This window comes from Mesorhizobium sp. M0571 (assembly GCF_040320985.1).
Classification (GTDB): domain Bacteria; phylum Pseudomonadota; class Alphaproteobacteria; order Rhizobiales; family Rhizobiaceae; genus Mesorhizobium.
In genome coordinates, this window is sequence record NZ_JAMYQT010000036.1 from 1 (window position 1) to 16,420 (window position 16,420).

Genomic DNA, 16,420 nt, shown 5'->3' on the forward strand with positions numbered 1-16,420 from the left:
CGAGCGAACCCGCCGTCCCGTTGGACCTTCCAGAACCTCGAGCCGGCCTGCGTAGCCAGCTGTTGGGACGTCCAAATCGACGTCCATTTTGCCGTCTGCTCCCTCGTAGGCCCTCCGTCTCTCGCGATCGGGAGGATTCTTCGCACATTCACCTCATGCCCCGCACGAGGGGAGCGGCGTGGCGCTTACGATGAACCGGCGCATCTTCGAGACTCATGTCGAAACGCAGCTCGCTTCGACGTTGGCAAAGAGCGATGTCGTCATTCTCGACAATCTCGCTGCCCACAAGAGCCCGGCCGCCGAGGCAGCGATCCGGGCCAAGGGCGCATGGCTTCTCTTTCTGCCGATCGAAATGGCCTTCGCCAAGGTCAAGGCGCATCTGCGCGCAAAGGCCGTCAGAACCATCGACGCCCTGTGGCAGGCCATCGGCGACATCTGCAATCTCTTCCCCCCAACAGAATGCAGAAACTACTTCTCCGCCGCAGGATATGGACTCACATGAACGTCCGACGCTCTAGCTGATCAGCCACCAGACGATCGGACCAAATATCACGACGATGATGACCAGAAGCCACAATGATGGGCCTTCGTCTCCGTCGAGAGGTTCGTTCTCACCAGACATGGACATCATTCATCCGAACCGGTCGTGAAAAAGGGGGGGCAGGCGGCTCGGGGTTACAAATCCGACGAGCGAACAAGCGGTCTGTGACGGACCCACTCGAACCGGCTAAGGCCGCGCCCTTTGACCTGACTAACCCAAGCCCATGAAAACCTCAACAGCTAGCTCGTGGAAGACTAGGGCGTAGACTCATTACTGCGTAGCCAGATGCGAATTGACACGAGTTTGAGGGCAGCAAGATAGTTTTCTGCCAGCTTGTCGTAGCGTGTCGCGATCCGCCGGAACTGCTTGGCTTTATTGAAGAAGCGCTCTACCAGGTTGCGCGCCTTATAGAGGAAGGGACTGAAGCAGATCGGGTCCTTGCGGTTGGCCTTGGGCGGGATGTTGGCCCAAGCCTTTCGCTCGGTGATGGCCGTGCGCAGGGCGTTCGCATCGTAGCCCTTGTCGGCGAGCAGCATGGCACCCTCGGGCAAATCCCTGATCAAGTCGACTGCGGAGGCGATGTCGCTCTTCTGGCCTGCCGTCAGCGTTAGTTTGATCGGCCTCCCTTGGGCGTCGACAAGAGCATGGATTTTGGTTGTCAGCCCGCCTCGAGAACGACCGAGACAATAATCTCGACCCCCCTTTTTGCCGTCGCGCCCTGCTGATGGACGCGAACAATGGAGGTGTCAATCATCTGCACCTCGCCGTCATGGGTTTTGGTAATGTCGGCCATGAGGCGGTCCCAAACACCTGCTTTCCGCCATCGGACAAAGCGGTTGTAGCAGGTGGTGCGTGGGCCGTATCGCTCTGGCAGATCGCGCCATGGCGCACCGGATCGCAGCACCCAGAAGATGCCGTTGAGCACCCGCCGGTCATCGACGCGCGGCACTCCTCGCGGCTTGTTGGGCAACAGCGGCTCGATCACGCGCCACTCGAAGTCGGTCAGGTCATATCGGCTCATGCGGAGCCTGAATCAGATTGCGCCGCAATATGAAAGCCGCCAGTCGGAAAACAACCCATTGCGGACCTTGAAACTACCGACGATAAATTCAGAATGACAACTCTGCCGACCGCTGTTTTGCCGATCTTTGCCGCAGCCGGATGGTTTCCTGGGCGCAAAGTGCCCATGTCTCCAGAGGTCCCGGCTAGTCATCCCGTGGCTGCCATTCTCAGCGAGTTCGGCGGCCTCAATGTCGGCGAGCTCGGCCGTGGCATGGAATGCGCCCGGAGCGATGTCGTCTTCTGTTGGTCCCCACATGAAGGCTACCGAGAGATTGCCGAGATTGGAGACTTGCTTCAGACGGAGTTGGCTTGCTTTGCCACAGCTCATAACCATCACCAAAGCCTGTATATCGATAGTGGGGGCCGGGTATTTGTGGTGTCCCCGATGATGAGCGGCATCGGCTTAATGAGGCGCACTTTTGGTGACGCCATGGAGCGCGCCCTGCTAGGCCGAAAGGCATCACCCCTGCTTCTGCCATCACATGATGGAGAGGTGCTTCTGCGTGGAAGCCCTCAAATCATGAGCATTGGGGAACTGAAGACGGGATAGGGCGGCCGACTGCTTTCCACCCCATCTCGGTCATTCCGCATTTATGAGTTCACGGCCTAGTATTGCGTCAACGTCTGCAAATGTTTTTCGGGGTTGGCGGTCGAGGTGCAGAGCCTCGACTGCTTGTACTTCTTCGAGAAAGGTTTGATCGAGGTCTGAAGGTCGACGACGGAACGGACGCCATGTGCTTGGGCAGCTTCGATACTGTGCGAAAGCACCCACTACTGAGGCTGCGTCAAAGTCGGTCGACGCTGCCCCGGCTGCGCAACCCAGCCACTTCCCGACGCGAAGGATCGCGACGGCGAATGTGCTGGAGTAGCTTCGGCTTAGACGGTGAGCGCTGTCAATCCATTACCCTGCGGGGGCGGCGGTACAAATCGGCCCATAGACGGTCAGCGTGGCACCCAACCGGATCGGCTCGAACCTGCTTCTCGTTCCATGTCAACCAAGCTGAGTATGGACATCATACTACGCCGGGACCACCTAACGCGAAGTACTGAGAATCAGCCATATGTGTTCCGGCGTCATCTTCCACCGCTCGAAGACCGGCTTTATTGCGCCAGCTCAATCAACCCGGATCGGCCGCCGATTTCCGCAACAGCAGCATAACGGGTGCGCTGGGAGACCGCCTTCCAACAGGCGCGCATGTCGTCCGAAAAAGTGATGTCGTCTAGGATAATAATGGCGCCTGGCGCGCAGCGCCGCTCGACCAGATCGAGTTGCGCGAACACGAACTCACTGGTGTGAATGGCGTCTATAAATGCCATGTCTATCTTCGCGGGAAATTGATCCACGACGGCAAGATTGTCTTCAAACGTCCCGATCGTGAGAGTGAACTTGTCGCTGATCCGGGATAGGTTCGATTTGGCAATGTCAGCCCATGCATGATTCGGCTCGAATGTGAGCAGGTGGCCACTGCCATTTGCCTCGATACCGGCCAGCCAGTACATGCCAGAAACGCCGAAAGCAGTTCCGAATTCAACTATCAGATTTGGCTTTTTGTCTATTGCGGCCCAGGCATAAAAGTTGCCGACGTCAGAGCTTGTGCGGACTTGGTTGGACGTGCGGCCAGTCGTTGTGTTTGTAGGATAGTTTTTGACTTGTGAGAAGCCTTCCCACAGCGGCTTTTCACCCAAGCTTTGGGTCTCGGTCGCAATTGCTTCGATTTCGTTGAAAGTCGAAATAATTTGTCGGTCAAGAGACGGGAGTCTCGAGGCCCACCATGATCCAGGCATAGCTCGTCTGACGACCACTTTCTGCGGCGTCTTGAGAATCTGCTTCAGCGGCGCCTGCACGAGGCGCCTGATGATTTTGTCGGCAAGTTTAAGCATAGCGCCGCCCCTCTGACGAAGTCAGCCCTCCTTTCCATGAGCGGCGTCGATTGGCAACCCCGGCAAGAAGGTGACCATGTAGCGCAGCCCCAGACAGTTTGCCACATTGGCAAGCGCGCCATCAACATAGACGCCATAAAACGCAAATCCTGACGAACCGTGTCCGAACCCCGCCCCATCGACACCGCCGTTGGCTAAAATATGATCTTTCCTGGAAAGTGTAGCTCCGCGGTAGCCAAATTGCGCGTCGCGTCACTCAGCCAGTGCCATGGATGCATTGAAGGTACTGACGCAGTGCAGGGTCGCGACACAAATCTGAAGTTCGAGCAGGTGGTTTGGCAATATGGCCAAGGTTGTGTGGGGGCGTGGATCGTGGATCTGCGGTGATCAAATCCCCCTCGGGCGGCACTTCCGATTCGGCGCACGGCAAAACTGGTTGATTGATCAGTACCGCAAAGTCGAAAATTGCGAACAGCCTAATTGAGGCCGCACCGATTGAATCGCTGAACGAGCGATGGTACCTAGCGCGCTCCGCAAGGCCCACCTGTTCTAGGTGCGTCAATTGTGTCGTCGAGAGGGTTTCACTTGCCGATCTTAGTCACAGGTGCAGCTGGCTTTATTGGAAGCCACGTTTGTCTTAAGCTTCTGGAACGTGGCGACGACGTTCTGGGGGTGGACAATGTGAACGACTATTATGAGCCGAGACTGAAGAGAGCACGGCTGGCGCGCTTGGCCGCAGCCTCGAGGTTTTCCTTTCTTGAAATTGATATCGCGGAGCCCATGGCTCTTGCGCGAGCTCTAAGCGGGCAGAACATAACCAAGGTCGTTCATCTCGCGGCACAAGCTGGGGTGCGCTATTCGCTAGAAAATCCCCGAGCCTATATCCGGTCCAACATCAGCGGTCACCTTGAGGTTCTAGAATTTTGTCGTGGCTGCCCCGGCTTTGAGCACTTGGTCTATGCGTCATCGAGCTCGGTTTACGGGGGCAACCAGAAAGTGCCGTTCAGCGAGAGCGATCGGGTCGATAATCCGGTCTCGCTTTACGCGGCCACCAAAAGGTCGGATGAATTGATGAGCCACACCTACGCTCATCTATTTGGTCTGCGGCAGACCGGTCTGAGATTTTTTACGGTCTATGGTCCCTGGGGCCGGCCTGACATGGCCTATTGGATATTCACCAAGGCCATACTTGAAGGCAAGCCGATCCGCGTGTTCAACAACGGCGAGATGCGGCGCGATTTCACCTACATAGACGACGTCGTGGAGGCGGTTATTGCCGTGGTTGACAAGCCGCCTTTGACAGACGCTCCGCCCGGCAGAATCTACAATGTTGGGAACAACCAGCCAGCTCGGCTCGGCGACTTCATTGATATCCTGGAAAGACTGTTGGGTGTAAAGGCAAACCGCCAATCCGAGACCATGCAGCCCGGCGATGTGGCGCGGACCTTTGCCGACATGACATTGTTGGAGCAAGACTTTGGATTCAAACCGCGAACTTCACTGGAGATCGGCCTGGGCAAGTTCGTAAACTGGTATCAATCAGAATGGACAGGAGGACTGTGACAATGAAGCCAAGGCCATCGAGCAAATCGACACGCCAAAGATAAGAACTACTGCTCCATACAATCCCAAGCCCACTAGCAACGCTTGTAATGTCCGTTGGAATTCTCTGGCTGGCCGCACAAAAAGCCTTGGCTTATTAGTTGTTCCGCGAGATCGGCCCCTTTCTCAGTAAAACATTGAGCGACGACAAATTTGTTGAGGCTTGGGGCGACAAGGCCGTCACACGGCGTGCCGAGTCCCACTGGCTTGCAGGTGACCATCTGCGGCGGGAACCGCTCCCTTGCCGCTTCGGACACAAGGCTGCTCATCCCAGCCGGTTTCGTGAAAGTTGCGCCGCACAAGATCACGTGCTTGGAACCGACCATGATGTCTCTAATATCCTTTATGAGGAGCGTGCCACTAAAAGCTACAGGGCCATCGACTCTGACCGGCGAGGATCGTTTGTGGTCATTTGCCTGCAGGAGGGTAAGGATGCCCCATGTAAACAGCGCGAAAAACATAGCTAGAACGGCATACAACCGCCAAGACATACCTGATTGCCCCATGGTTCATACATAAGCGGCTGTATTTGCCGTCACGGAAAGCAATTAAGCATAGATACTCAGCCGGGCTTTCCTAGCGGCCGCGAATTGCGCCGGTCTTTGGCTGTCGGCGGGCACGACCTCGGCTTGCATGCTCTCGAAAGGGAACTGGTCTATAATCAGCCCTCAAGTGGCCCGACCAACAAGCGAGCTGGCACAGCTGACCGCCGCCAGACCGCATGCAATGCCAATGCAATCGGCAGCAAAGTCAAGCCCATCAAAATCCCGCCTTATCAAGGCCGTACCTTGAAGGACCTCTATCGCAGCGTCAACCAAGACGAGGAAGAGAATCAAGTTCGCTTTGCGTTCCGGCCATCCGAGGCCGCCAACAAATGTCAGCACGACGAAAGCAGTGGCGTGATTCAGCTTATCATAGTGAAAACCGACATCGAGTCCGAATTCTTCAAGACGCTGCACCGGTAGAAGCGCAATCGCAAGTGCGGCAAGCAGCATGACAAAAAAGGCTATTCTTTCGGAGGTCGACTGCAATCTCATTCTGTTCCAACAAATGAACTGTTGCGGTTGAACTGTGGTGGGCAAACCTCGACTCGGAAATGTCGCGCCGAGTCCAGTATGAGGTCGGGGACGAGGCTCTATCTTTCTCCAAGATCGCATTCGAAGCTTCGAAAATCAACTAAACTAATTGTGCGCTGCCACAATGAACTCGCGATCCTCGATGGGGCACAGATTTCCCGTCCAGAGTGGACCGTGCCCTTCCCCAGAGATGGGTGACAGTTCATTCCGGATAGATGGTGTCCGGAACGGACCCGTTGAGCGTGGCTGGGGCGCCAGGATTCGAACCTGGGAATGTCGGTACCAAAAACCGATGCCTTACCACTTGGCGACGCCCCACCAGCCGAGAACATGCCCGCTGCGCGGCCTTATAAGACGAGCCGTGGGAAACCTCAACGGCGAAGATACCAAACGCTTGTTTTTGGTCTGCCGGTCTCGTTTGCAATCGTCGCTTTGGATGCGCGGCTATTGGCTCCAGACCGCCATCTCATTACCGGCAGGATCTTTGAATTGGAACCGCCTGCCGCCCGGAAATGAAAAGATCGGCTTGATGATGGTGCCGCCCCTATTCTCGAAGGCGCTCAATATTTCCTCCAGCTTTTCGGAATAGACCACGGGCAACGGCTTGGACGGCGCATCTTCGGCATCCGGCTGAAAACCGTCGTCCAGCCCTTCGGCAAAGGCTGAATAGGTCGGCCCGTAATCGGCGAACGACCAGGAGAAGGCCGCACTGTAGAAAGCCTTCACCCTGTCCAGCGTTCCGCCCGTCGCCGGAATTTCCAGATAGTCGAGCTTTCCGGTCATCTCATCGTTCTGCCTTTTTGTTCTCTTTATGTTCGATAATAAGCTTTCTAAAAGCAAGTCTTTTGGGCGCCGCTTTTCATTAATCGATTGTAGTGGCCGGCCGGCTTGGTCGATGTCTTGCCTTTCGCACTGCAGCATCATATCGCTCGATTTGTCAGTATTTCCAATCTCCTGCAACCGGGGAGCAAGCATGACCAAGTGGGTCTACACCTTTGGCGACGGCGCCGCGGAAGGCCGTGCCGGCGACCGCAATCTGCTCGGCGGCAAGGGCGCCAACCTGGCCGAAATGTGCAGCCTGGGCCTGCCGGTGCCGCCGGGCTTCACCATCACCACCGAGGTCTGCAACGCCTATTACGCCAACGGCCACACGTACCCGGCTTCGCTGGAAGCGGACGTTGCGGTCGCGCTCGACCATATCGGTCGGCTGACCGGGCGCCGTTTCGGCGATCCCTCGAAACTGCTTTTGGTGTCGGTTCGCTCAGGTGCGCGCGCCTCGATGCCAGGCATGATGGACACCGTGCTCAATCTCGGCCTGAACGACGAAACGGTCGAAGCCTTGGCCGCCGATTCAGGCGATCCGCGCTTTGCCTATGACAGCTACCGCCGTTTCATCCAGATGTATTCCGATGTCGTCATGGGCCTCGACCATGAGGTGTTCGAGGAAATCCTCGAAGACCAGAAGGGCGGCCTCGGCCATGAGCTCGACACCGAGCTGACCGCCATCGAATGGCAAGGCGTGATCGCGCTCTACAAGGCCAAGGTCGAGGAGGAGCTCGGCAAGCCCTTTCCACAGGATCCGCACGAACAGCTCTGGGGCGCCATCGGCGCGGTGTTTTCCAGTTGGATGAACAACCGCGCCATCACCTACCGGCGCCTGCACGACATTCCCGAAAGCTGGGGCACGGCGGTCAACGTCCAGGCCATGGTCTTCGGCAATATGGGCGACACCTCGGCCACCGGCGTCGCCTTCACCCGCAATCCGTCGACCGGCGAAAAGCAGCTTTATGGCGAGTTCCTGGTCAACGCCCAGGGCGAGGACGTCGTTGCCGGCATCCGCACGCCGCAGAACATCACCGAGGCGGCGCGCATTGCCGCCGGCTCCGACAAGCCGTCGCTGCAGAAGCTGATGCCGGACGCCTTCCAGGCTTTCGTCAGCATCTCCGACCGCCTGGAAAAGCACTACCGCGACATGCAGGATCTCGAATTCACCATCGAACGCGGCAAATTATGGATGCTGCAGACCAGGTCCGGCAAGCGCACCGCCAAAGCGGCGCTGAAGATTGCCGTCGACATGGCCAGGGATGGACTGATTTCGAAGGAGGAGGCCGTCGCCCGCATTGATCCGGCCTCGCTCGATCAGTTGCTGCATCCGACGATTGATCCGAAGGCGGCGCGCGACATCATCGGCGTCGGCCTGCCGGCTTCGCCGGGTGCTGCCACCGGCGAGGTCGTCTTTTCCTCCAATGACGCCGAGGAGGCCAAGGCGCAAGGCCGCAAGGCGATCCTGGTGCGCATCGAGACCAGCCCCGAGGACATTCACGGCATGCATGCGGCCGAAGGCATCCTGACAACGCGCGGCGGCATGACCAGCCACGCCGCCGTGGTGGCGCGCGGCATGGGCAAGCCTTGCGTCTCAGGAGCCGGCTCGCTGCGCGTCGACTACAAAGCCGGCACGCTGATGGCGATGGGAGCGACCTTCCGCAAGGGCGACATCATCACCATCGACGGCTCCAACGGCCAGGTGCTGAAGGGCGCCGTGCCGATGCTGCAGCCCGAACTCTCGGGCGATTTCGCCGCCATCATGGAATGGGCCGACGGCGCGCGCCGCATGAAGGTACGCACCAATGCCGAGACCCCGCTCGATGCGCGCATGGCGCGCTCCTTCGGCGCCGAAGGCATCGGGCTTTGCCGCACCGAGCACATGTTCTTCGACGGCGATCGCATCATTGCCATGCGCGAGATGATCCTGGCCGATACGGAAAAGGACCGGCGAACGGCGCTGGCCAAGCTGTTGCCGATGCAGCGCTCGGATTTCCTCGAACTGTTCGAGATCATGGCCGGGCTGCCGGTGACGATCCGCCTGCTCGATCCGCCGCTGCACGAATTCCTGCCAAAATCCGAAGAGGAGGTGGCCGAGGTGGCCGCTGCCATGAACGTGTCCCCGGACAAGCTCCGGCGCCGCACCGAGGCGCTGCACGAGTTCAATCCGATGCTCGGCCATCGCGGTTGCCGGCTTGCCGTCTCCTATCCCGAGATCGCCGAGATGCAGGCGCGCGCCATTTTCGAGGCGGCCATCGAGGCCGGCAGGAAGGCCGGTGCGCTGGTGGTCCCGGAGATCATGGTGCCGCTGGTGGGGCTGGTGAAGGAACTCGACTTCGTCAAGGCTCGCATCGACGCCGTCGCCAAAAGCGTGATGCAGGAGACCGGCGTCAGGATCGATTATCTGACAGGCACGATGATCGAACTGCCGCGTGCCGCGATCCGCGCCCACGTCATCGCCGAGGCGGCCGAATTCTTCTCCTTCGGCACCAACGATCTGACCCAGACCACGTTTGGCATCTCGCGCGACGATGCGGCTTCGTTTCTCGAGACTTACCGGAAAAAAGGCATCATCGAGCAGGATCCGTTCGTGTCGCTTGACATAGACGGCGTCGGCGAGCTGGTGCGGATGGCGGCAGAGAAGGGCAGGGCGACGCGGCCGGACATCAAGCTCGGTATTTGCGGCGAGCATGGCGGCGACCCGGCCTCGATCCATTTCTGTGAAAAGGTCGGGCTCGACTACGTCTCGTGCTCACCCTACCGGGTGCCAATTGCCAGGCTGGCTGCCGCGCAGGCGGCGGTACTGGCTGCGAAAGCCGGGGACCTTAATAAATCTGATCGAAGGGATTCGGACAGATAAGCACGGTGACCACGGAACTGCCTGACGCCGAGCTTGGGGCATCGCGCCCCTTTGGATGCACAGCAAGAATATTGCACTGTCTGGTGGATCCCTCCGCGCAGCAAGGCTATGTTGATGTTTTCAACCGGCCATGTGAAAAGAGCACGGGATGGTTGCACATGTCTGATGATGAACAAACGGCTGCGGCGCGCTGGATGGTGATGTCCGAACTCCGCGCGGTCGGCCGCGACAAGCCGCTGCTGCTGGTTCTGGCGGCGATCCTCTGCCTCTATTGTGCGTTTATCGCCGGACCGATCGTCTATGCGGTGCTGGCCATCAACGGCATTGCAGATTTCTTCAAATGAAGCCGGTTCCGGCGATCTCGCTCCGTTCCGCCGCGCCGCGTCTATCGGCCCCGAAATTGCTTGACCTCGACGAAATTGCTTAGCCGGGATGAAACTGTTCCCGTCTATCGTTCGTACCTTGGGGGGTACGGGAGGAAACGTGACGATAAGAATCAGGCTTCCGGGCGGGACCTTGAAGATCAAGAAAAGGGACGAGCTGCGGCGGCGCGAGCAGAAGCGCGAGGTGCCGGTTTGGCAGGTCGGCAGTTACTTCGTCATCTGGTGGCCGAGCGGCATGTCCGATCGCCCATCCTCGCCCAACAAGTCCTCGCCCAGGAAATAGCCCGCGCACCCGACGATCCCGACTGGGCACTGACGCCTCCGTGCGGGATCAGGAACCGCCGTGCGTGCCTAAACCTCCGAAGACCTCTCAACTAGTCCCAGAAAATGTCAGCGGGCAAGCGTTGACTCTTGCGCTACGGAAGGTCTCTGATGCTGCATTGCACAATAGGGGCGGCGGAATCGATGGCGGTGCGTATCAGGATGCCTGGCGGCACGCTGAAGGTGAAGGTGTACCGCGAATTGCGCGACCGCGAGCGCGCCCGCCGCATACCCGTCGTCAAGATCGGCCGGATCTATTTCACCTGGTGGTCGAACCGGCAAAGCGCCGTCAATGATCAGCCGCTGGGCTGACCCACCTGACGCTCGCGGCTTGGCGAGGCGCCTCCTCACCGGGCTCTGCCTTCCGGCCCAAGAAAAGTTGATGAAGCCGCTGTTGACTCTTCCGTAACGGAAGGTCTCTAGTTACCGCATTGCACACAATTGCTGCGTTGCACAACGGGAGTTGGACCGATGGCAGTGCGTATCAGGTTGCCGGGCGGCACCTTGAAATTGAAGACCTATTGCGAATTGCGAACCCGCGAACGCGACCGGCGTGTGCCTGTGATGAAGATGGGCTCGCTGTATTTTGTCTGGTGCTCGAAGTCTCAAGGGCAGGAAAAGCCATAGGACAACCCTCGGTAAACTAATAAGTCATGCAGCATGATCAGTGCTCAGTGCGGGGCGCATACGACGATAGAATGAGCCGCAGCTTCGGGTGGGAGTAGTCTGTCGTGAGGACCGCGTTTGACCTGTCTTACAGTATGTGTGCCAAGGGGAGCGTGCCGCTGGCCGGTGCGAACAAAGCTTGCGTCTGACGGCTGAGGTCAACCGGTTGTTGGCGCACCTGCGCGAGCCCTTTCATGCACGGCTAAGACCGTGCAGCACACACTGACCTGGCGCCTTGACGCCGGTTTTGGGATCGCCGCTTCGACTTTGGTCTGGTCAATCTGGAACCGATAGACGCGCCGCGCAGGCGGCGGTGCAGGCTGCAAAGACTGGTCGCGAATAAGGTCCACCAGCATCTGACCTTACCGATTTGTAACCAAATTCACGCGAACGTGCGCGTGACGGCTCCAAATCCCGACATCGTTTCTGCCCAGTTTCCGGCTCCCGAACCCGCTCCGGTGCCAGAAAACAGATGTTGCAGAACCCGCCCTCAAACGTCCGCTCGATTCTGATCCTCCAGACGAAATTCATCGGCGATCTTGTCCTCGCCGCCGCGCTCGCCAGTAACCTGCGCCTCCAATATCCAAGGGCCAGGATCGTATTCCTTTGCGAGGCGAGCTTTGCCAGTTTCCTGATGGCTCATGGCATCGCCTCGGACGTGGTGGCGTTCCGGCGCGTACGGATGCGTGGCACCCCTCTGGAACGTGGCAGCGAGCTTTATGCGATGGTGCGCGCTCTGCGCCGGTTCCGATTTGACCTGACTATCGACCTGGCTGATTCCAAAACCTCACGCATCATTGTGAGGCTCGTCAATGCCAAGACCCGCGTCGGATACGATCCTCCCGAAAAACCGTTGCGCTGGCTGGAACGCCAGCCCGCCAACGTCGCAGCCAAGCCGTTTGGCTTTGGTGGTCAGCATTATCTCTACCGCTATCTTTCGCCGCTTGAGGCGCTTGGCGTGGAGTTGCGTGCGCAGGTCCCAACGATTCAGCCGCTGGCGTTGGAGACCGCCAGGGCGTTGGCGCTCCTCGACCGGCATCACCTTCGGCGTAACGCCTTCATAGCCGTTCATGCGGGAGCGAGCTTCCGGGGGCGGCAATGGCAGCCGGAACGTTTTGCGCTGGCGATCGACGAGATTTCGCGGCAGACCGGTTTGGACTTCCTGCTTGTCGGTGGCCCCGATGAACGAGCATCTGCCGAGCGCATCATCGCCAAGGCCGCTTCGCCGGTCGTCAACGTCGTCGGGGCGCTGTCGCTTGCAACGCTGCTGGCGGTCCTCGGACAGGCACGCCTGTTTTTGGGGAACGAGAGTGGCCCGATGCACATGGCCGCCGCCGCGGGAACGCCGGTTGTCGGCCTCTTCGGCCTGACCGAGCCGGCCGTGTGGGGTCCTGTCGGTGTGGCCAATGTTACGCTGCGGCCCTCCATGCCTTGCGAGTGCATAGCCAGGGACCTGTGCCGCCGGCCCGATCCGAGCAAGGCTTGCTGCGTCTGGCGGCTAGAGGTCAAAGCGGTTGTCGATGCGGTGCGCGCGATCCTTTCACGTACGGTTAAGGACGTGGAGCACGCATTGTGACCTCGCGCTTGCCAAAGGTCAGGCCCGCGGTCAAATTGCCGCTGCCGACGTTTTTGCAGGGGCATCGTCCCGATTTCCGCCTTGATGCCGGTCTTGGGGTCGCCGCTTCAACTTTGATCTGGCCGACCTGGAAACAATCAATGCGCCTGTTCCGAAAGCATTTTTGCGCAGTTGCGATATCGCTGTGGGCTGTCTCGCCCGGCAACGCCCAGTTGCTCGTCGAACCGACGCTGTACATCAAGCCCCAAGCCGGCAGCGGCCGCGTCGCGCTAACGTTCGATGCCTGCGGCGGGAAGACCGACACGCGGATTCTCTCAGCACTGGTGGAAAACAAGATTCCCGCCACCATTTTCGTTACTGGCATCTGGCTGAAGCACAACGCCGCCGCCGTCGAGATCATGCGGGCGCATCCCGAACTGTTCGAATTGGAAAATCATGGCGGCCGTCACGTCCCGGCCGTCGACACGCCGCAAAAGATCTACGGCATTCGCAGTGCCGGCAGCCCGGAGGCCGTGCTGGCCGAAGTCGAATCCGGCGCCGCCGCTCTTGCCGTGACCGGCGAACCGGCGCCGAAATGGTTTCGCGGCGCAACCGCCGAATACAGCCCGTCGGCAATCGCAATGATACGCAAGCTTCGCTTCAAGGTCGCCGGATTCTCGATCAACGGCGACGACGGCTCGTTGCTCGGTGCAAAAGAGACCGCCCGGCGCATTGCCGCGGCAAAGGACGGCGACGTCATCATCGCTCACATCAACCAGCCGACCCATGCGGCCGGCGAAGGCGTGGTGCAGGGGCTTCTGGCGCTGAAGGAGAAAGGCCTTACCTTCGTGCGGCTCGACGATGCCGACGGTGTTGGCGATGAAGGCACCACCGACTGATCAGTCGGGCGTGGCCTCAATGATCACCTTGTTTGGATAGAACGCGCCGTGATCGCGGATGTCCGCCATCTCGTCGAAGGGCTGCTCATAGGCCCACATCGCATCCTTGCCTGCATCGCCGGCGGGCAGCACGCTCCAATAGCTGGCATCGCCCTTGTAGGGGCAATGAGTCGAGAGCTCGGTCTTGCCAAGCTGCTTGAAGTCGATATCGTCGAACGGAATGTAGAAAACAGGGAGGTATGGAGGTTCGGTCAGCACCTTGACCTTGGTGGACGAGGCGATCATGACATCGCCGGCGCGCACCGTCACCGTGCCTTTATAAGGCTCGACGGTGATGATCTTGCCCGGATTGTGCTGAAAGCCGGATGACGGGTTTGCGATCTGGTCCATGTCGGATCTCCTTGCCTCGACCTAAAGTGTGTCTGGCAGGCGCGTCACGCAAGATCTGCAGCCACGACGCCAAAGCGTCGCCCGCGGCGAACGTCTCGCCTCTTTCTTCCGCTTCGCCGAAAACTCAGGCGGCGGCCTGGAATGCTTCCATCAGCCCGGCATAGGCGGCGGCAATGCCGGCCACCGGATTGGTGCTTTTCGAGGTGGTCTCGACCTTCAGCGCGCCGCCGCTGGTCGGCAAGGTGAGCAGCAGGAACTGGCGATTGCCACTATCGCCGACGCAGGCGGCGGCGACGTGCTGGGCTTCGCCCTCGTTCTCGACGCACATCTTGAACAAGAGCGTGCCGCCGACCGCTTCGAGGGCGCCGCCGACGACCTTGACGAATTCATCTTCGGAAACGGTTTTGCCGTCGGGAACCAGATCGGCCGGCGCCACATCGGTCGCCACCAGATCAGCCAGGCTTTCGGCAAGCGTATCTTCGAGGGCTTTGTCGTCGAGCTGCGCGTCCATGCGAACCTCTTTCATTCGCCAATCGCGCCCCACCCATTAATCAACGTTAACGCCGAGCATGGCCGGATTGTGGCGAATTCGGCCTTATTTCGGTCTATGCACCGCTCCAGCCCGGTCATGGCTGGACAATCCGCCGGTTCGTCCCACAATGGCGCAAAAAATCACGGGAGGAACAAGATGCTCGGGCTGATGCAGGAATGGCCGCTGCTTTGCCACAAGCTGATCGACAACGCCGAGAGGCAGCACGGCAGACGCGAGATCGTGTCGCGCACGATCGAGGGGCCGATCGTGCGCAGCACATATGCCCAAATCCATCATCGTGCCCTGAAGGTCGCCGAGAGGCTCGAGCGAGACGGCTTCGGGCTTGGCGACCGCATCGCAACACTGGCCTGGAACACCGCGCGCCACATCGAGGCCTGGTATGGCATCATGGGTGTCGGCGCGATCTATCACACGCTCAACCCGCGGCTCTTTCCCGAGCAGATCACCTGGATCATGAACAATGCCGAGGATAAGGCGATCTTCGTCGACCTGACCTTCCTGCCGCTGCTCGAAAAGATCGCCGGCGCGGTCAAATCGCTGAAGCAGGTTATCGTGCTGACTGACAAGGCGCATTTGCCGGAGACTGCGCTACCCAAGGTCGTCGCCTATGAAGAATGGCTTGCTGAAGCCCACGGCAACTTCGCCTGGAAGACATTCGATGAAAACACCGCCGCCGGCATGTGCTACACCTCGGGCACGACGGGCGACCCGAAGGGCGTCCTCTACAGCCATCGTTCGAACGTGCTGCACGCCATGATCGCCGCAATGCCCGACGCCATGGGTCTGTCGTCACGCGATACCATATTGCCGGTCGTGCCGATGTTTCACGCCAACGCCTGGGGCCTTGCCCAGAGCGCGCCGATGATCGGCGCCAAGCTGGTCATGCCCGGCTGCAAGATGGATGGCGCTTCGCTCTACGAGCTGCTCGACACCGAGAAGGTGACCTTCAGCGCCGCCGTGCCGACGGTGTGGATGATGCTCCTCCAGCATCTGGAGGAGACCGGCAAGAAGCTACCTTATCTGCAGAAAGTCGTCATCGGCGGCTCGTCCTGTCCACGCGCGCTCACGACGAAGTTCCAGGACGATTACTATGTCCAGGTCGTCCACGCCTGGGGCATGACCGAGATGTCGCCGCTCGGCACGCTGTGCACCCTGAAGCCGGACTATGCCGGGCTGAAGGGCGACGCCCGCCTCGACGTCCAGCAGAAGCAGGGCTTTACGCCGTTCGGCATCGAAATGAAGGTGACGGACGACAGCGACAACGAACTGCCATGGGATGGCAAGACCTTCGGCCGGCTCAAGGTCCGCGGGCCGGCCGTCGCACGCGCCTATTATGACGGTGTCGGATCCGAACAGTTCGATGAACAAGGCTGGTTCGATACCGGTGACGTCGCGCACATCGACCCCGGCGGCTACATGCAGATCACCGATCGCGCCAAGGACGTGATCAAGTCGGGTGGTGAGTGGATCTCGACCATCGAACTCGAGAACCTCGCGGTCGGCCATCCGGACGTGGCGGAGGCCGCCGCAATCGGCATTCCGCATTCCAAATGGGGCGAGCGGCCTTTACTCGTGATCGTCCGCAAGCCGGGCAGAGAGCCGACCAAGACGGACATCCTGGCTTTCATGGATGGCAAGGTGGCGAAGTGGTGGATGCCGGACGACGTCGCCTTTGTCGGCGAAATCCCACACACCGCTGCCGGCAAGATTCAGAAGATTACCTTGCGCGAGCAGTTCCGGGATTATCACCTGCCGACAGATTGACCGGAGATGCGGGGTCTTTTCGCCTTCAAGCCGCCGCTGAAAGGC

18 protein-coding genes and 1 tRNA gene are annotated in these 16,420 nt (G+C 59.5%); 11 read left to right on the forward strand and 8 right to left on the reverse strand.

All coding sequences use genetic code 11. The features are described 5' to 3' along the window. The first annotated feature begins 178 nt into the window (after positions 1-178). A complete protein-coding gene (locus tag NKI85_RS28380; RefSeq protein WP_502900734.1) occupies positions 179-502 on the forward strand; it encodes a transposase in 324 nt (107 codons plus the stop codon). A 293-nt stretch (positions 503-795) separates the two neighbouring features. Here the strand turns inward: NKI85_RS28380 and NKI85_RS28385 are convergent. After that, positions 796-1,562, reverse strand: a protein-coding gene (locus NKI85_RS28385) for an IS5 family transposase (protein WP_352527421.1) whose coding sequence is annotated in 2 segments (ribosomal slippage) — positions 796-1,238 and positions 1,238-1,562 — 768 coding nt in all. Because the reading frame shifts where the segments join, the coding sequence is not laid out codon by codon here. A gap of 165 nt (positions 1,563-1,727) precedes the next feature. On the opposite strand from NKI85_RS28385, the gene NKI85_RS28390 reads away from it, so the two are divergent. After that, on the forward strand, positions 1,728-2,153 hold the full coding sequence (locus NKI85_RS28390; protein ID WP_352779475.1) for an SUKH-3 domain-containing protein: 426 nt from the start codon (positions 1,728-1,730) through the stop codon (positions 2,151-2,153). Between the two features lie 551 nt (positions 2,154-2,704). Here NKI85_RS28390 and NKI85_RS28395 read toward each other — a convergent pair. Next, on the reverse strand, positions 2,705-3,484 hold the full coding sequence (locus NKI85_RS28395; protein WP_352779359.1) for an O-methyltransferase: 780 nt from the start codon (positions 3,482-3,484) through the stop codon (positions 2,705-2,707). 585 nt (positions 3,485-4,069) lie between these two features. On the opposite strand from NKI85_RS28395, the gene NKI85_RS28400 reads away from it, so the two are divergent. Continuing rightward, positions 4,070-5,047, forward strand: coding sequence for an NAD-dependent epimerase/dehydratase family protein (locus tag NKI85_RS28400; RefSeq protein WP_352779362.1), 978 nt, complete (start codon positions 4,070-4,072; stop codon positions 5,045-5,047). 74 nt (positions 5,048-5,121) lie between these two features. Here NKI85_RS28400 and NKI85_RS28405 read toward each other — a convergent pair whose 3' ends face one another. The 4 genes from NKI85_RS28405 to NKI85_RS28420 form a co-directional block, all read right to left on the reverse strand. Next, positions 5,122-5,412 (reverse strand): hypothetical protein, encoded by a 291-nt coding sequence (locus NKI85_RS28405; protein ID WP_352779365.1) that lies wholly within the window; start codon positions 5,410-5,412, stop codon positions 5,122-5,124. Positions 5,413-5,754: 342 nt separating this feature from the next. Next, complete coding sequence (locus NKI85_RS28410; protein WP_352779368.1) at positions 5,755-6,123, reverse strand: hypothetical protein; 369 nt, start codon at positions 6,121-6,123, stop codon at positions 5,755-5,757. Between the two features lie 282 nt (positions 6,124-6,405). Then, positions 6,406-6,480 (reverse strand) — tRNA-Gln (locus NKI85_RS28415). Positions 6,481-6,606: 126 nt separating this feature from the next. Beyond that, complete coding sequence (locus NKI85_RS28420) at positions 6,607-6,945, reverse strand: VOC family protein (protein ID WP_352779478.1); 339 nt, start codon at positions 6,943-6,945, stop codon at positions 6,607-6,609. Between the two features lie 190 nt (positions 6,946-7,135). Here NKI85_RS28420 and ppdK point away from each other — a divergent pair, with 190 nt between their 5' ends. From ppdK to NKI85_RS28455, 7 genes are all read left to right on the forward strand, one after another. After that, a complete protein-coding gene (gene ppdK, locus NKI85_RS28425) occupies positions 7,136-9,844 on the forward strand; it encodes a pyruvate, phosphate dikinase (protein WP_352779371.1) in 2,709 nt (902 codons plus the stop codon). Positions 9,845-9,849: 5 nt separating this feature from the next. Continuing rightward, positions 9,850-10,188 (forward strand): hypothetical protein, encoded by a 339-nt coding sequence (locus NKI85_RS28430; RefSeq protein WP_352779374.1) that lies wholly within the window; start codon positions 9,850-9,852, stop codon positions 10,186-10,188. 139 nt (positions 10,189-10,327) lie between these two features. Then, positions 10,328-10,510, forward strand: a complete 183-nt coding sequence (locus tag NKI85_RS28435) for a hypothetical protein (protein ID WP_352779377.1) — start codon at positions 10,328-10,330, stop codon at positions 10,508-10,510. Positions 10,511-10,659: 149 nt separating this feature from the next. After that, entirely contained in the window at positions 10,660-10,860 is a 201-nt protein-coding gene (locus tag NKI85_RS28440) for a hypothetical protein (protein WP_352779380.1), read from the forward strand. A 159-nt stretch (positions 10,861-11,019) separates the two neighbouring features. Continuing rightward, positions 11,020-11,175, forward strand: coding sequence for a hypothetical protein (locus NKI85_RS28445; protein ID WP_352779383.1), 156 nt, complete (start codon positions 11,020-11,022; stop codon positions 11,173-11,175). A gap of 511 nt (positions 11,176-11,686) precedes the next feature. Further along, positions 11,687-12,790: a glycosyltransferase family 9 protein gene (locus NKI85_RS28450; RefSeq protein ID WP_352779386.1), complete on the forward strand. Its 1,104-nt coding sequence runs from the start codon at positions 11,687-11,689 to the stop codon at positions 12,788-12,790. A gap of 140 nt (positions 12,791-12,930) precedes the next feature. After that, a complete protein-coding gene (locus NKI85_RS28455; RefSeq protein WP_352779389.1) occupies positions 12,931-13,668 on the forward strand; it encodes a polysaccharide deacetylase family protein in 738 nt (245 codons plus the stop codon). Here NKI85_RS28455 and NKI85_RS28460 read toward each other — a convergent pair whose 3' ends face one another. Both NKI85_RS28460 and NKI85_RS28465 read right to left on the reverse strand, forming a co-directional pair. Then, positions 13,669-14,058: a DUF427 domain-containing protein gene (locus NKI85_RS28460; RefSeq protein ID WP_352779392.1), complete on the reverse strand. Its 390-nt coding sequence runs from the start codon at positions 14,056-14,058 to the stop codon at positions 13,669-13,671. It abuts the gene before it with no gap. A gap of 124 nt (positions 14,059-14,182) precedes the next feature. Next, positions 14,183-14,569, reverse strand: a complete 387-nt coding sequence (locus NKI85_RS28465; protein ID WP_352779395.1) for a hypothetical protein — start codon at positions 14,567-14,569, stop codon at positions 14,183-14,185. Between the two features lie 177 nt (positions 14,570-14,746). Between NKI85_RS28465 and NKI85_RS28470 the strand changes: the two genes are divergently transcribed. Further along, positions 14,747-16,375: a fatty-acid--CoA ligase gene (locus NKI85_RS28470; RefSeq protein ID WP_352779398.1), complete on the forward strand. Its 1,629-nt coding sequence runs from the start codon at positions 14,747-14,749 to the stop codon at positions 16,373-16,375. Positions 16,376-16,420: the final 45 nt, after the last annotated feature.

Excerpts from the sequence above, each read along its gene's own strand:
- NKI85_RS28450 (WP_352779386.1), top strand. The coding sequence starts at position 11,687 with ATGTTGCAGAACCCGCCCTCAAACGTCCGCTCGATTCTGATCCTCCAG.
- NKI85_RS28470 (WP_352779398.1), top strand. The coding sequence starts at position 14,747 with ATGCTCGGGCTGATGCAGGAATGGCCGCTGCTTTGCCACAAGCTGATC.
- NKI85_RS28465 (WP_352779395.1), bottom strand. The coding sequence starts at position 14,569 with ATGGACGCGCAGCTCGACGACAAAGCCCTCGAAGATACGCTTGCCGAA.
- NKI85_RS28460 (WP_352779392.1), bottom strand. The coding sequence starts at position 14,058 with ATGGACCAGATCGCAAACCCGTCATCCGGCTTTCAGCACAATCCGGGC.
- ppdK (WP_352779371.1), top strand. The coding sequence starts at position 7,136 with ATGACCAAGTGGGTCTACACCTTTGGCGACGGCGCCGCGGAAGGCCGT.
- NKI85_RS28420 (WP_352779478.1), bottom strand. The coding sequence starts at position 6,945 with ATGACCGGAAAGCTCGACTATCTGGAAATTCCGGCGACGGGCGGAACG.
- NKI85_RS28390 (WP_352779475.1), top strand. The coding sequence starts at position 1,728 with ATGTCTCCAGAGGTCCCGGCTAGTCATCCCGTGGCTGCCATTCTCAGC.
- NKI85_RS28410 (WP_352779368.1), bottom strand. The coding sequence starts at position 6,123 with ATGAGATTGCAGTCGACCTCCGAAAGAATAGCCTTTTTTGTCATGCTG.
- NKI85_RS28440 (WP_352779380.1), top strand. The coding sequence starts at position 10,660 with ATGCTGCATTGCACAATAGGGGCGGCGGAATCGATGGCGGTGCGTATC.
- NKI85_RS28405 (WP_352779365.1), bottom strand. The coding sequence starts at position 5,412 with ATGGTCGGTTCCAAGCACGTGATCTTGTGCGGCGCAACTTTCACGAAA.
- NKI85_RS28395 (WP_352779359.1), bottom strand. The coding sequence starts at position 3,484 with ATGCTTAAACTTGCCGACAAAATCATCAGGCGCCTCGTGCAGGCGCCG.
- NKI85_RS28445 (WP_352779383.1), top strand. The coding sequence starts at position 11,020 with ATGGCAGTGCGTATCAGGTTGCCGGGCGGCACCTTGAAATTGAAGACC.
- NKI85_RS28455 (WP_352779389.1), top strand. The coding sequence starts at position 12,931 with ATGCGCCTGTTCCGAAAGCATTTTTGCGCAGTTGCGATATCGCTGTGG.